The organism is Neorhizobium galegae bv. orientalis str. HAMBI 540 (assembly GCF_000731315.1).
GTDB lineage: Bacteria > Pseudomonadota > Alphaproteobacteria > Rhizobiales > Rhizobiaceae > Neorhizobium > Neorhizobium galegae.
This window is the reverse complement of record NZ_HG938354.1, coordinates 1,632,390-1,645,506: the sequence shown is the minus strand read 5'-3', so window position 1 is coordinate 1,645,506 and position 13,117 is coordinate 1,632,390. Positions and strand designations below refer to the sequence as shown.

Genomic DNA, 13,117 nt, shown 5'->3' with positions numbered 1-13,117 from the left:
CCCTACCGAGGGGATAGCACATCTCTCCCATTGGTCAAACAAATTTATGGATAAATCATATGAATTCTGTAGTCATCTTAAAATACGTATGATAGGTGGCGAAAGAGGTCGTTTATCGGTCGCATGGAGGAAAGTTGATGTTCAGCGAGATCGCCGGGTCGTTGCCGCCGGTTTTGGCGGACTTCATGCCCGGCGCGCCGATCGGCGAACGGGCCGCTTGGGATGCCGTATCAGATGATATGCGTTCCGCAGTCATCCGGGATGCGGAGACGGCGCTCGGCCGGCCGTGGTCGGTCATCAAGGCTTCTGACTATCGCGAATATTCGCTGAACGGCAACCGCTCGCGCTTTGAAGCGCTGTATTTTTCGCGGCGGCGGATGTTGAACGACCTGGTTCTCGCCGAGCTGCTCGAGGCCAGGGGGCGTTTCATCGATGCGATCATCGACGGTGTCTTCCTGATCTGTGAGGAAAGCGGCTGGCAGCTTCCGGCTCACAACGCCTACGAACGAGGTGGGCAGCGGTTTTCACTGCCGGATGCAGAGCAGCCGGTTATCGATCTGTTTGCTGCGGAGACGGGTGCCCTGCTGGCAACCGTGGCGGCTCTTATGAAAGATCGGCTCGACGAGGTCAGCCCGCAGATCGTCGCCCGGATCGAGCGGGAGGTCCGGGTGCGCATATTGTCGCCCTATCTCGACCGGCCTTTCTGGTGGATGGGCAACGGCGCCGAACGAATGAACAACTGGACGGCCTGGATAACGCAGAACGTCCTGCTTTCGGCCTTTGCCCTGAATACGGAACAGGACCTGCGGCGGCAGATCGTCGGGAAGGCCCTTTCCAGCCTGGATGCCTTCATCAAGGATTACGCGGAGGACGGGGCCTGCGAGGAGGGCGTGGTCTATTATCGCCATGCGGCGCTCTGCATGGCCGGAGCGATGGCCATCCTCGACACGGTGGCGCCGGCTTCGATGACGTCGCTCTGGAAGGCTCCAAAAATCCGCAACATGGCGGAATATATCGTCAACATGCATGTCGCCGGCCGCAATTATTTCAATTTTTCCGATTCCGCCGCGGTCATAGAACCCTGCACGGCGCGCGAATATTTGTTCGGCAGGGCCGTCGGGTCTGATGTCTTGGCGGCATTCGCCGCCCGCGATCGGCTGTCGTCGGATCACAAACATCTGCCGGAGGAGTGGAACCTCTGGTACCGCGTTCAGGAGCTGCTGGTAACGCCGGCAACCGGCGGAGAGCCGGAGCCGGCAGGCGATGTGTTCTATCCGGGCATTGGCCTGTTCGTTGCCCGCGACGACCATTTTGCGCTCGCCGTCAAAGGCGGCAATAACGGGGAAAGCCACAACCACAACGACGTCGGCAGCCTGACGGTCTATAAGGACGGCAAGCCGTTCCTGATCGACGTCGGGGTCGAAACCTACACCGCCAAAACCTTCTCGTCCGAGCGGTACGATATCTGGACCATGCAGTCCGGCTTTCACAACCTGCCGACTTTCGGTGGTGTCGGCCAAGCACATGGCGCGGATTTCGCGGCCCGCGATGTTCACACGGAATTCACCGAAAAATGGGGGCAGATATCGCTGGACATGGCGCCCGCCTATCCGGTCGAGGCACACGTGCGATCCTATCGGCGAACCGTCACGCTTCGGCGCGGGCAGGAGATCGAGGTCGTGGATATCCACGAGGGCGGCCTGCCGGCGGTGCTTTCGCTGATGACCTGCGTCGAGCCGAGCATCGACGGCACCGTTCGTTTCGACGGTCTCGGCCACATCGACCTCGAGGGAGCCGGCGAGATCGAGGTCGACGCGATCGATATCGACGATGCCCGCCTGCGCATCTCCTGGCCCCCAAGAATTTATCGACTGCGCATCCCCTTTGCCGGGACCTGCCTGAAACTGCGGATCGTCTGAGGAGGACGAGCATGGAACTGACACTGAAAGTCGTAGATGTGGCGGGCGAGGTTCGCGCCAGGGCAACGGGCACGGAAGAAGCATATCTCGTTTATCGCGACAGCTACAACGAAGGCGATCAGGTCGTCGTCGAAGCGTCCGCGCCGGGGTATCTCGTGCTCGCGCTCGACGACGCGATGACGCCCGCGATCGTCTATATGAAGGGGCCGACCTATGCGCTCGGGGTCCCCTTTGGTTCCAAGCGCGTTCCCTATTCTCCGCGGGCCTTCGACGGCAAGATCCATAGATTATGCGTGCGCAAGGCGCGGCCGGACGAAATCGGGGCACGCCGCAACCTGGCGTTCAATCCATGGGATGATCACGCCAACGCCTCCATCTTTCCGCATGCCAGGGCGAATGTGGAGACGCGCGGGGAGGCGGTCTTCGCCGCGCGCAACGCCATCGACGGCGAAAAGGCGAACGACGATCATGGCTTCTGGCCCTACACGAGCTGGGGGATCAATCGCGATCCCGACGCCACGCTGACGCTCGATTTCGGCCGGCCGGTGAAAATCGACGAAATCGTCCTCTATCTGCGAGCGGACTTTCCGCATGACGCCTGGTGGGAAAAAGCCAGCGTCACCTTTTCCAACGCCGAGACCGCATGTTTCTCGCTGATCAAATCGGGTGTGGCTCAGTGTTTCCCGGTGAGGGAGCAGACCGTGGAATGGATCAGATTGCACAGCCTGATCAAGGCCGACGACCCCTCGCCCTTTCCGGCGCTGACCCAGATCGAAGTCTGGGGACGCGAGGCGGATTAGGGCCGAAAGCCGGGCCGGCCATGCGGCCGACCTGCTGCAGCATCAGCTTGAAAACGCTTTGAAATCCCTCAGCACATCCCGGTAGCGGATCTGGCTTCCTCTCAGGTGGTCGCGCATGGCGTTGCGCGCCGCCTCCTCGTTGCGATCCGAGATCGCCACGACGATCGCTTCATGTTCCGTATGGATCATGCGGCGGTAGGCGGTCTGTTCGCCGGATCGTTCGCCGGGCGTCGCCCGCGATTGCGGAATAGCCGCGGTGCCGTGAAATTCCAGATGCTGCCGGAACAGCGGGTTGTTCGTGGCGTCGGCGATGGCGAAATGCAGCGCAAGATCCGCCTCACGGATGGATTCGTTCTGCTCGATGCATTGCAGAATATACCGATGACAATCGAAAATTGCCTCTTCCTGCGCCGGCGACCGGCGCATCGCCGCCAGGCCGGCCGCTTCTATCTCCAGCGGAGCCCGCACCTCGAGCACCTCCAGATCGGACGATACGCGCGCCCGGTCGATTTTTCGGCCGAAAGGGGCGGGGATCTCCTGGCTGAGCACGTAAATTCCCGCGCCTTGGCGCACTTCGACAAGCCCGTCCGATCGCAGAGCCGCGACCGCTTCCCGGACCACCGTACGGCTTACGCCGTGGGTTTCCGTCAGTTCGACTTCGCTCGGGAGTTTGTCGCCGGGCGAATATTGACCGCTGGCAATTGCGGTCCGAAGACTTTCCCCGACCCGTGACACCAGCGACCCCGGTCCCTTGTTCCGATCCTTGATCTGGGTTGTCACGCTCAATCCCCGCTGCAACGACGCGACGCGTTTGCGCCGTATTCATCACACGTGTATGACAAATTCAGCCTCATATCAATGCGAGATTGAATTCCATCTGGCTTGAGAGGCATTGAGAAGCGCCGGCGGAGGTCGAAACAAAAGCTGGACGCTTAAATTCGTCTGCTGTATTTCGTCAATTCGGCGAATGTCGAAAATTGGTATGATGACATCGGCCCATTGAATTCCGACCTGTCGGCATTTTTTCGAGCATGGACGCCGGCGTGCAAACGAGTGACGAAATGCGGACACATCAAGACGTTTCCGAATCCGAGATGGATCGGCAAGCCAGGCTGCAATTCCTCACCTGGGAGCGCAGGCCCGCGGATATCCAAGGCGATCTCCAAAAGCGGCTGAAGGAAAAACTGACGCGGTCCGCCGGGGCGCAGATCGCAGACAGCGCTTACATCGCAAGCGACGCCCGCATTTTCACATCGTCTCTGATCCTCGGCGATCGTTCCTGGATTGCCGGGCACGCGCTCGTGCGTGGAGACGTGGAAATCGGCTCCAATTGTTCGGTCAACCCCTACGCATGCATCTCCGGAAAGGTCCGGTGCGGAAACGGCGTGCGTATTGCGTCGCTGGTGTCGATCGTCGGCTTCAATCACGGCTTCGACGATCCGAACATACCGATCAACGATCAGCCTCACGAGACACTCGGCATCACGATCGGCGATGATGTGTGGATCGGTGCCAATGCGGTCATTCTGGACGGCGTGACGATCGGGATGGGTGCCGTTATCGCGGCAGGGGCCGTTGTAACCAAGGACATTCCAGATCTGGCGATCGCAGCGGGAGTGCCGGCCAAAGTCGTGCGCCGTCGCGGGGAAACGGCAGCCGCTGGAAAGTCGCGCCGGTCGGAGGTGGAGCAAGCGCTGCTGCGGATCAGCAAGGTGGCGGAAGCCGAGTGGCGGGATGTGCGGGAACGGCATCTGACGCCCGACGGTTATCTGTCGGCGGATGCCGACGGCATGGCGCGCATGAGCGTCAGGCATGAATGCGATGCAATCGAGATCGCCGCCGGTTTTGGAGAACAGCCTTGCGGGAATGAGGCGAAGGCGATCATCGATCGTCTGCAGGCGCTGCAGGACCCCGCGACCGGCTTTTTCCCCGATCCGTTTCGGTCCCCTGATCCTGCGAAGAACATCCGCGACGATTCCCCGGCTCTCTATAACGTGCTGGCGGTCGGTTATGCGCTGGAGATACTCGGTGCCCATCCGTCTCACCCGATCTCCGGCGTCGAAATGGACGCCGTCGCGCTTTGCGACTGGCTGGAGGCCTTGCCCTGGAGCACCCGGGCATGGTGGTGCGGCGACCGGGTGGATGCGATCGCCACTGCGCTCTATTTCAACGCGCGGTATTTCAGGAGCGGCAGGGGGAGAGAACTCCTCTTTGGCTGGCTGACGACCCATGCCGATCGTTCGACCGGGCTATGGGGGAACCCGACCGCAGAACAGGGACTGCTGCAACCGGTAAACGGCTTTTATCGCCTCACCCGTGGAGCCCATGCCCAGTTCGGCATCCCTGTTCCTTTTCCCGAAGCTGCGATCAGTTCCGTCATTTTGCATTATCGAAACAATGGTGGTTTTTCCGGCCCAACCTATACGGCCTGCAATCTGCTCGACACGGTCCATCCGCTTTGGCTGTGCCTCAAGCAGACGGATTTCATGCGCCGCCATGCGGAAACCATAGCCGAAGACATCATCCTGCATTCGCCGGACCGGTGGCAGCCAAAACGAGGTTTTGCCTTCGCCGACGGCCAGGCAGGAAGCCTGCAGGGTACCGAGATGTGGCTTTCAACTCTGCACGTTGCTGCAGATCTATTGGGCATCGCCGAAAAACTCGCTTTCGTTCCAAAGGGGGTGCATCGGACGCGCCCGGCGGGACTGGGGCTGTAGCCGTCGGAAACGCTATTGCCGCTCGTTAACGGAACCGCGGCGGTCGCGGCGGAGAGTTCGAATGGATCTCATGCACAGGCGCGTGCTTTCCCAGCAGCCTTAGCATCTTCCTCTCGTCTTCCGGCCTCATCCCATTCTTCCGGCAGTGTTCAGCGACGTCGTGATCGCGCGGCCCAGGGATCCTGACCTGTCGATTGCTGTCCTTTTTCATGGCCGTTTCCTCCTAGCTACCCAACGTTCCGAACTCGAAAATGTTCGTTAGGAGTAGCTAAAATTCAATCAAGGCGGCCAATCTCGACTTGTCGCGGGGGAGGAGGAACGTTGCGCGCGCCGTAGGGTCCTGGAGAGGTAACCCGGTCTTCGCAGCCAGCGTGACCAAGAAAAAAGCCCCTCTGCAGAACAGAAGGGCCTTTCTCATTTCAACGCCAATCCCGGCGATCGCGCCAGTGACCTCGCCCTTCCCAGCGCGGCGGTCCTCGGTCGTCCCATCGATCCCGACGGTCCCACCGATGGCTATAGCGCGGCGGTGGGCGCCAGCGGTTGGGACGGCAATCTCCCCATGGGTTCATGTGGTAACCACGACCGCAAGCCCAATCGACCTTTTCGGCAATTGGCTTCGCCGGGACGACAATGTCCCCAATCGGCATGGCGTTTGCCGCGCCTCCGAACAGACAAGCTGCAGCCAGACTGGCCGCCAAGATAATCCTGCGCATCGGTTTCCTCCAGAGTGCACACGATGACAGATTGCGGCAAGTTCGTTGAACCGTTGCTGAAGTCGGTATTCATCTGCGCTTCAGCTTCTCTGTGGTCGCTTCCGCGCCGCCTTAAGCTGAACGCCCTGGAGGAGATCCGCTATCTTAGCCGGCTTCAGCGATCACGTGAGCGGTCCCGGCCGTAGTCGCGAGAGTCGGAATCGTACGCGGAGTTTCCTCGCTGCAGCCGGTCCAGCACCTGCAGGAGAAGATCCGCGCAATCCTTCGTCGGTTCGCCGTCGGCACAACGCAGGTCGATCGTGGTTCGGCCGTTCTCGATGCGGAACCGTGCTCCGCGGTCCCGTGGCGGCGAACGGTCTGCCGTGGGAGCCATCCGCCATTCGTTTCCATCCCTGTCTGCGTCAAGTTCTCGAGTAACAGCCGGCGGCGCCTTCGGGGAGCGGTCCGCCTCGGCCGGCGGTGGTGCGCCAGGAGACGCGTTGGGCGTCTCCTGCGCTAACGTGAGGTTAGCCGACAGCGAAAGAACGGCTGCGGCCGTTAGGACCAGAAGTTTCATGTCGTGACCTCCCATTGCGGATGGCCAACAACAATCACCGGCTTGGTTTGTTCCAGGCGCCCTTGGTACAGAGACGGCCCAAAGCTCCGAACTCACCAGGATGTCGGCATAGTGTCATTTGGGGGACCAAGTTATGCAGATGCCTTCACACGATCAGGCCCTTTACTGCCTGAACACTTTCCGAGCCGGGGAAAACCACGTCGCGGAGATGGTTGGCGTTCGCGCCGAGCAGATCGGTTGCGACACCCTTGATAATCGCCCTGATGTCGGTGGTTGGCGCAAGGTCGCGGCCGTCGCGCAACTGCGCTTCCTTCAATCCGGGCCAGTCGGTGATGACCCGGCCGCCGCGGATCGCTCCGCCGGCAAGAAAGGCTGTCGTGCCCGTGCCGTGGTCGGTGCCCTCGGTTCCGTTGACGCGGGCCGTCCGGCCGAATTCCGTCGCGACCAGGATCGCGGTATCCTTCCAGACCGGGCCGAGCTCCTGCTCGAACGCGGCAAGGGCGTTGTCCAGGCCAGTCAGCAACTTTGCCAACCGGTCGGTTTCCTGAGCGTGGGTATCCCATCCCTCGAAAGCCAGAGCCGCGACGCGGGGGCCTTCAGGATGGGCGATCAGCCGCGCGGCGCCTCTCGCCATCTGTTCCATGCCGTTCGGGTCTCCCGGACCTCCACGCGCCTTGATGTCGATGCCGGAAGCGATTTTCCCGGTGTCGATCCCTTCCTGTAGAAGGCGCGCGAGAACCGGATCCTTCTGCCCGTAGAGATCGGCCAGGCGGGGAGCGAGATCGCCATCGGCCGGTTTCAGGATGGAAGGCGCCCAACCGAGCACCGGCGCCTTGCCGCGAATGAGGAGTGCCGCAGTCGTTCCGACCGAGAGCCCCCGCACGCGTTCGGCGGCGCCTGGCGCCACCCTTTCGCCCGCCGGCAATCCTTCGAGCAATCTATTGAGCCAGCCGGTTTCGACATGGCCCGGCGACGGAAAGCCGGACTCCAGGACGTCCTGCCCGTCGAAATGCGAGCGGTCCCTATAAGCGGTTGCACTGGCATGCACGACGGCGGCCTGCCCGGCACGGAAGAGACGCTGAAAGTTGCGCATCGAGGGATGCAGGGCGAAGAAGCCGTCAAGCGGCAGTGCCGGATTGGCGCCATCGATCCGCATGGCGCTCTGTTGCCTCAACGCTTCATAGTCCGGATCGCCGATTGGTGGAACCGCCGTCAGGCCATCCAGCGCACCGCGCAGGATGATCGTCACGAACCGTGGGTCCCGCCCTCCGGCGGCGTGGGCGAAGCGGGGCATGAAGGCCCAGGCGAAGAGCGCGCCGGAAGCGCCCAGAACGGCACGGCGGGTCGGGGAAATATGTTCGCACAACATGATCAACGCCTCTGAAATTCGGGGGAAAGGAATGCGATCGACAGGCCCTGCGCCTTGGTTTCGGCCCGGGCTACCGCCTGCAGCGTTTCAGCAGAAAGGAGCGGTCCCAGCCGATCCTTGACGAACTCTCTCGGATCCGTGGTCCCGCTCGCCTGATGGGCGAAAATGCTGGCGGCGTCGATCCGGGTGGCAAGACCCTCAGACGAAGCCCAGCCATCGGTGACATCGGAGAAACCGTTCGGGCCGGAGGGGTTCCAGAAGGGCTGGCCGAGCGCGTTGAGGGTGGACATGATCTGCTCGGGTTTTGGCCTGAGACCTGTTGCCCGGATCATCGCCACCACATAGTCGAGCGGCGGTCGCATCTTGGACAATTGAGGGTTCCAGGCTTCCTCGCTGTCGATCAGCGCCTTGTAGACGGCAGAAAGGTCGCCATGTGTCTTCGTGTAAGCCGCAGCAACTTTGCGGACGATACCGGCCGGTGGCTCGTCCGCCACGAAATGTCGAACGAGCTTGAAGGCGATGTGTTTGGCAGTGGCTGGATGGCGGGCGAGGTCGCGAAGTACAGAACGCCCCTGTTCGACCCCGTCCTCGGCATAGGTCATTCCCATCACCGAATGGTCGCCCGGTTCGTGCGCTGAGGTATTGAAGACGAAACTGCCCATCGGGCCGGGACGTTTTTCGTCGCGGTAGATCGTCCAGCCGGTGATGATCCGCGCAAGCGATGTCACGTCGGTCTGATCGTAGCCGCCATTTACCCCCAGCGTGTGCAACTCCATGATCTCGCGGGCGAGGTTTTCGTTGAGCCCGCGTTTTCCGTTCTTGTTGGCCTGCGAATTCGGGCCGATCGATTGATGATTGTCGAGGAAATACAGCATGGCCGGATGGCTCTCGACTGCAAGCAGCATGTCTTCGAAGCGGCCGAAAACATGCGGGCGTATCGCTTCGCGTTCGAAGGCTCCGGCCATGATATGCACGTCGCCGCCCTTGCCGGTGGCGATTGCGAAATGGTTTGCCCAAAACATCGCGAGCCGTTCGCCGAAGCCGATCAAAGGCTGGTGTATCGTACCGTTGAACCTGGCGTCAGCCTCGGCAATGAGGATCTGCTGGGGAAGATACGGGCGTTTCGAAGCCGATGTTGCCTTCTTATCCGGTTGCGACGACGGGGATGGAGCAGCCATCGCCCCCGGATCCATCATGCCGCCGGTGGGGCGGGTTGCCTCCATGGCGTTGCCGGCGGCCGTCGCGACCGGCTGCGGGCCGGGCATTGGCGCCGGCGCAGGACGGTCGCGTTCGGCCTGAACTTCCTTGTTGTACTCGATCAGGGACATCAGCAGATCGGCGCTGGAACGCAGTGCCGGCCCGACCGGCGTCGGCGTGTAACATTCGACCACCTCCTGCCGCAGAAGATCGCGAGGGTCGTCCCTGATCGCCTGCAGATCGCCTTCGCGCGCGCCGAGGCCAAAGCGCCAGAGTGTCAGGGCGGCGTCAATGTCTTTGGAATTGGCCATAACCGATACGAACTCCGTTTCGTCATCGGCTCTTTAACGGCGGCAGGCGGCAAATCCGTCGCTTTCCAAATGTGGTCATTTCGTGGCTGGACGCGGAGCCTCGCGCGCCAACAGCCCCTCGGCCAGCCGCCGGCGGGCTTCGAGAGGCAGTCCCTGCGCAAATTCCACGGCCCGGTCTTCGGTGGCGGCGCGCACGGCAATCTCCGCCCGGCGCGCGCGGTCCAGCGCACTTGCCAGAGCCTTTGCGTCGAGTTCCGGTTCACCCATCAGCGCGGCAGCCTCTATGCGGGCCTGGCGCGCTTCCAGTGACGTCTGGCGTACCGTGCGGCGGGCATCGTTCATGGCGCGTTGAAAGGCCTCCCGATCATCCTTGGAGAGTTGCTCGCCGGCGAGCGGCATTCGGGTAACGGCGGCTGGCGGGTCTGTCCTGAGATAGACAAGCCCGGCCCCTGCAAGGGCACAGATGAGGAACGTGTTGAGCGCAAGCAGCGAAATCACCAGCCTTCTGAAATGGATGTCGGTCATGGTGCCTCCTGCATCCACTCACTGTCGGACTGCAATTCGCCGAACGCGGTCATCGTGCCGTTTAAGGAAAGAGCCGGCGGGGGTGTGACGGCGACAACCGCGACGGCGCCTGTCAGGCCGCCGGCAAGCCCGACCCCGATCAATCCGGCGCTGATCGCCCAGCGACGCAATCTCGTTCTTCTGGCGAGCCGTGTTTCGCCGTCGGTGAGAATGCTGGCCGCCAGGCCGGTTGAAGGCGAGGGCGGCGGCAGACGGGACAAGACGGCGTCGAGTTGATCGGCACTCGTCATCAGCACGCGGCCTTCCTCTGTTTCCATGAAAGAGACCGCCGCATCCCTCACGGCGTCGGGCCAACGGTGGGGGCTCGATCCATAGGCATCGATCAGGGCCCGAAAGGCCTCCCGATCGATCGAAGGTGCTTTTTTCTCGATCATGTTATTTCTCCGTTCAAGATCGCCCGTAATGTTCGGCGTCCCCTTGCCAGCAAGCTCTCGAGCGCATCGACCTTGATTTGCATCACGTCCGCCGCATCGCGATTGGACATGTCCTGGTAATACACCAGAATGATCGCTTCCCGCTGGCGTGGCGCCAGGCTTTGCAGTGCGCGCTGCACCGCTTCGCCATCCCTGTCGTCGGACAACAATCCGGCGTCGGGCAACGGGCCCTGGTCAACCGTCTCCGGAGCCTCCGCGACGAGGATATCCCTTCGGCGGCGAAGTCGGTCGTAGCATAAGTTGAGCACTACCCGATGAGCCCAGGTGTCAAACTTCGCTCTTCCCTGTCGCCAGCCGCCTGCATGTTTCCATATGCGTAGAAAAGTTTCCTGAGCGACATCTTCCGCCTCGCCCTTGTCGCCCAGCATGCGCGTCGCGACCAGCAATATTCTCGGCAGTTTTGCCGCCACCATCTTGCGCATCGCCTTGGGGTCGCCCGAAGCTATGCCTTCGACCAGGTCTGCATCAGGGTCGTCTATCATGAGTCCGATTCTTTACGGTCGATCAGCACGCGAGAATTTATCCCACTATCCGATCGAAGGATGAACAACGTTCATGACAACCCTGTCGAGGCAATCCTTGGCTTCCATACCGCTTAAACGCGTCGACCTGGCAAATCCGTCTCTGGAATTCTTGAAAATCTGCCAAGCACCCGGATCATGACGGACGGGGGCGGCGCATGCGCTTTCGCGATCGTTACGCTTTCGCCGCAAGGGAAATGATCAGACGAGGTAATGAATATGCGGCCGTGAATGATGCGGTGAAGCCTCGACCCGCGCCTCGACGGAAAATACCTCCCTGAGCAAAGTTTCGGTCATCACCTCTTCCGGCGCCCCGCACGCGACGATCCTGCCACTCTGCATGATGATCAGTTGGTCGCAGAACATCGCTGCATGATTGAGATCGTGAAGCGCGATGATGCTCGTCATCGGCAGGCCGGAAACCAGCCGCATCAGGCCGATCTGATGCTGGATATCCAGATGGTTGGTCGGTTCGTCGAGGATGAGTTCCTTCGGCGATTGCGCCAGCGCCCTGGCGATATGGGTCCGTTGCTTCTCGCCGCCCGAAAGCGATTGCCAGCGATCGTTGCGCTTGTGCGCCATCCCGGCGCGCGCAAGCGCGGTCTCGACCGCTTCGTCGTCGGCGAGCGTCCAGCCCGAAAATATCGACCGGTGCGGAAACCGCCCGAGCTTGACCACATCGACGACCTTCAGATTGGCATTGGTGGTGGCATGCTGTTCGACGAAGGCGACCCGCTTTGCAATCGAACGCCGCCCGATCGTTTTGAGATCCTTGCCCTCGAGCAGGATGGAACCTGAATGCGGCGGTTTCAACCCCGCGAGCAGACGCAGCAGCGAGGTCTTTCCCGAGCCGTTCGGTCCGAGCAAGCCGAGCGTCTTACCCGGCTGTGCCGCGAAGGAAACGCCGTCGAGCACGGTCTTCCTGCCAATTTTCCAGGTGAGGTTCTCGGTCTTGAAGCTCATGATGCGCGTTGGAACCGGTAGAGGATGATCGAGAAGAAGGGAACGCCGACCAGCGCGGTGACGACGCCGATCGGCAGGACCTGCTGCGGGATGAGCGTGCGTGACGCAATGTCGGCCACCACCATGAAAACGGCACCGACAACGGCGCAGGCCGGCAGCAATCGGACATGCAGCGGCCCGACTAGGAAGCGCGCCACATGCGGTACGACAAGGCCGACGAAGCCGATCGAGCCGACCATGCTGACGATCGTCGCGGTCATCATCGCCGTCAGCGCGAAAAGCACGATGCGTGCCCGTCCGACATTGACGCCGAGCGACGCCGCCGCTTCGTCGCCGAAGGCGAACGCATCCAGCACGCGGGCGTAAAGCAGGCAGGCCACAAGCGCGATGCCGACCACGATCGAGACTAGCGTCAATTCCGGCCAGCGCACGCCGCCGAAACTGCCAAGCAACCAGAACATCACGTCGCGCGCCTGCTGGGCGTTACCCGATGTCGTGACGATGTAGGAGGTCGAGGCATTGAAGAGCTGCGACGCGGCCACGCCGGCAAGAATGGTGCGATCCGCGCCGCCGCGGGTTCCATTCGAAAGCAGTGCGACGAAGAAGAAGGCGGCGAAGGCACCTGCAAAGGCCCCGGCCGACAGTGAAACCGTGCCTGCGCCGACACCGAGGATGACGATCGCGACCGCGCCGGTAGACGCGCCAGCGGAGATACCGAGCACATAGGGTTCGGCCAGCGGGTTGCGCAGCAGCGATTGCATGATCGCTCCCGACAGCGCAAGGCCCGCGCCGCAGAAGGCCGCGACCAGCGCCCGGCTGAGGCGGTAATCCCAGATGACGGTCTCGTGGATACGGTTGAGCCCCACCGCCGTCCATCCCAGCCGATTGGTGACGGCAGAAAAGGTCGTTGCGAGCGGGATCGGCAGATCGCCGATCCCGACGCTTATGCCGACGGCAAGACCGATGGCCGCAAGCGACGCCACCAGCACGGCCGCGAAGACGGAAAATTGTCGAAGGGGGTTGCGCCTCACA

The 13,117-nt window shown here is 61.8% G+C and carries 14 protein-coding genes; 3 read left to right on the top strand and 11 right to left on the bottom strand.

From position 1 onward, the window contains the following. The first annotated feature begins 137 nt into the window (after positions 1-137). Positions 138-1,919 carry a heparinase II/III domain-containing protein gene (locus tag RG540_RS30320; protein WP_041366088.1) on the top strand — a complete coding sequence of 594 codons (1,782 nt, stop codon included), beginning with the start codon at positions 138-140 and terminating at the stop codon, positions 1,917-1,919. An 11-nt stretch (positions 1,920-1,930) separates the two neighbouring features. Next, the gene (locus RG540_RS30315; protein WP_041366087.1) at positions 1,931-2,719 is read left to right on the top strand and encodes a discoidin domain-containing protein; all 789 of its coding nucleotides are present in this window, start codon (positions 1,931-1,933) and stop codon (positions 2,717-2,719) included. Between the two features lie 42 nt (positions 2,720-2,761). On the opposite strand, the gene RG540_RS30310 is transcribed toward RG540_RS30315, so the two are convergent. After that, the gene (locus RG540_RS30310; RefSeq protein WP_080725174.1) at positions 2,762-3,499 is read right to left on the bottom strand and encodes a FadR/GntR family transcriptional regulator; all 738 of its coding nucleotides are present in this window, start codon (positions 3,497-3,499) and stop codon (positions 2,762-2,764) included. 281 nt (positions 3,500-3,780) lie between these two features. Between RG540_RS30310 and RG540_RS30305 the strand changes: the two genes are divergently transcribed. Continuing rightward, positions 3,781-5,436, top strand: a complete 1,656-nt coding sequence (locus RG540_RS30305) for an acyltransferase (RefSeq protein ID WP_046599378.1) — start codon at positions 3,781-3,783, stop codon at positions 5,434-5,436. 25 nt (positions 5,437-5,461) lie between these two features. Here RG540_RS30305 and RG540_RS33565 read toward each other — a convergent pair whose 3' ends face one another. From RG540_RS33565 to RG540_RS30260, 10 genes are all read right to left on the bottom strand, one after another. Beyond that, positions 5,462-5,647, bottom strand: a complete 186-nt coding sequence (locus tag RG540_RS33565) for a hypothetical protein (RefSeq protein ID WP_041366084.1) — start codon at positions 5,645-5,647, stop codon at positions 5,462-5,464. Positions 5,648-5,855: 208 nt separating this feature from the next. After that, positions 5,856-6,083 (bottom strand): GCG_CRPN prefix-to-repeats domain-containing protein, encoded by a 228-nt coding sequence (locus RG540_RS33720; RefSeq protein ID WP_407668989.1) that lies wholly within the window; start codon positions 6,081-6,083, stop codon positions 5,856-5,858. Positions 6,084-6,303: 220 nt separating this feature from the next. Continuing rightward, positions 6,304-6,705, bottom strand: a complete 402-nt coding sequence (locus RG540_RS32730) for a hypothetical protein (protein WP_155414584.1) — start codon at positions 6,703-6,705, stop codon at positions 6,304-6,306. A 145-nt stretch (positions 6,706-6,850) separates the two neighbouring features. Continuing rightward, entirely contained in the window at positions 6,851-8,074 is a 1,224-nt protein-coding gene (locus RG540_RS30290; RefSeq protein WP_041366083.1) for a DUF1501 domain-containing protein, read from the bottom strand. 2 nt (positions 8,075-8,076) lie between these two features. Beyond that, complete coding sequence (locus tag RG540_RS30285) at positions 8,077-9,582, bottom strand: DUF1800 domain-containing protein (RefSeq protein ID WP_041366082.1); 1,506 nt, start codon at positions 9,580-9,582, stop codon at positions 8,077-8,079. 75 nt (positions 9,583-9,657) lie between these two features. Further along, complete coding sequence (locus tag RG540_RS30280; RefSeq protein ID WP_041366081.1) at positions 9,658-10,107, bottom strand: periplasmic heavy metal sensor; 450 nt, start codon at positions 10,105-10,107, stop codon at positions 9,658-9,660. Then, positions 10,104-10,541, bottom strand: coding sequence for a hypothetical protein (locus RG540_RS30275; RefSeq protein WP_041366080.1), 438 nt, complete (start codon positions 10,539-10,541; stop codon positions 10,104-10,106). The genes RG540_RS30280 and RG540_RS30275 overlap by 4 nt, the downstream gene beginning before the upstream one ends. Further along, on the bottom strand, positions 10,538-11,083 hold the full coding sequence (locus RG540_RS30270) for an RNA polymerase sigma factor (protein ID WP_041366079.1): 546 nt from the start codon (positions 11,081-11,083) through the stop codon (positions 10,538-10,540). Before RG540_RS30270 ends, RG540_RS30275 begins: the two co-directional genes overlap by 4 nt. A gap of 240 nt (positions 11,084-11,323) precedes the next feature. Continuing rightward, a complete protein-coding gene (locus RG540_RS30265; RefSeq protein ID WP_041366078.1) occupies positions 11,324-12,085 on the bottom strand; it encodes an ABC transporter ATP-binding protein in 762 nt (253 codons plus the stop codon). After that, positions 12,082-13,116 carry a FecCD family ABC transporter permease gene (locus RG540_RS30260; RefSeq protein ID WP_244446735.1) on the bottom strand — a complete coding sequence of 345 codons (1,035 nt, stop codon included), beginning with the start codon at positions 13,114-13,116 and terminating at the stop codon, positions 12,082-12,084. Before RG540_RS30260 ends, RG540_RS30265 begins: the two co-directional genes overlap by 4 nt. Position 13,117: the final 1 nt, after the last annotated feature.

Bases quoted from the DNA above. Each gene is read 5' to 3' on its own strand.
- RG540_RS30320 (WP_041366088.1), top strand. From the start codon at position 138: ATGTTCAGCGAGATCGCCGGGTCGTTGCCGCCGGTTTTGGCGGACTTC.
- RG540_RS30315 (WP_041366087.1), top strand. From the start codon at position 1,931: ATGGAACTGACACTGAAAGTCGTAGATGTGGCGGGCGAGGTTCGCGCC.
- RG540_RS30305 (WP_046599378.1), top strand. From the start codon at position 3,781: ATGCGGACACATCAAGACGTTTCCGAATCCGAGATGGATCGGCAAGCC.
- RG540_RS33565 (WP_041366084.1), bottom strand. From the start codon at position 5,647: ATGAAAAAGGACAGCAATCGACAGGTCAGGATCCCTGGGCCGCGCGAT.
- RG540_RS33720 (WP_407668989.1), bottom strand. From the start codon at position 6,083: ATGCCGATTGGGGACATTGTCGTCCCGGCGAAGCCAATTGCCGAAAAG.
- RG540_RS32730 (WP_155414584.1), bottom strand. From the start codon at position 6,705: ATGAAACTTCTGGTCCTAACGGCCGCAGCCGTTCTTTCGCTGTCGGCT.
- RG540_RS30290 (WP_041366083.1), bottom strand. From the start codon at position 8,074: ATGTTGTGCGAACATATTTCCCCGACCCGCCGTGCCGTTCTGGGCGCT.
- RG540_RS30285 (WP_041366082.1), bottom strand. From the start codon at position 9,582: ATGGCCAATTCCAAAGACATTGACGCCGCCCTGACACTCTGGCGCTTT.
- RG540_RS30280 (WP_041366081.1), bottom strand. From the start codon at position 10,107: ATGACCGACATCCATTTCAGAAGGCTGGTGATTTCGCTGCTTGCGCTC.
- RG540_RS30275 (WP_041366080.1), bottom strand. From the start codon at position 10,541: ATGATCGAGAAAAAAGCACCTTCGATCGATCGGGAGGCCTTTCGGGCC.
- RG540_RS30270 (WP_041366079.1), bottom strand. From the start codon at position 11,083: ATGATAGACGACCCTGATGCAGACCTGGTCGAAGGCATAGCTTCGGGC.
- RG540_RS30265 (WP_041366078.1), bottom strand. From the start codon at position 12,085: ATGAGCTTCAAGACCGAGAACCTCACCTGGAAAATTGGCAGGAAGACC.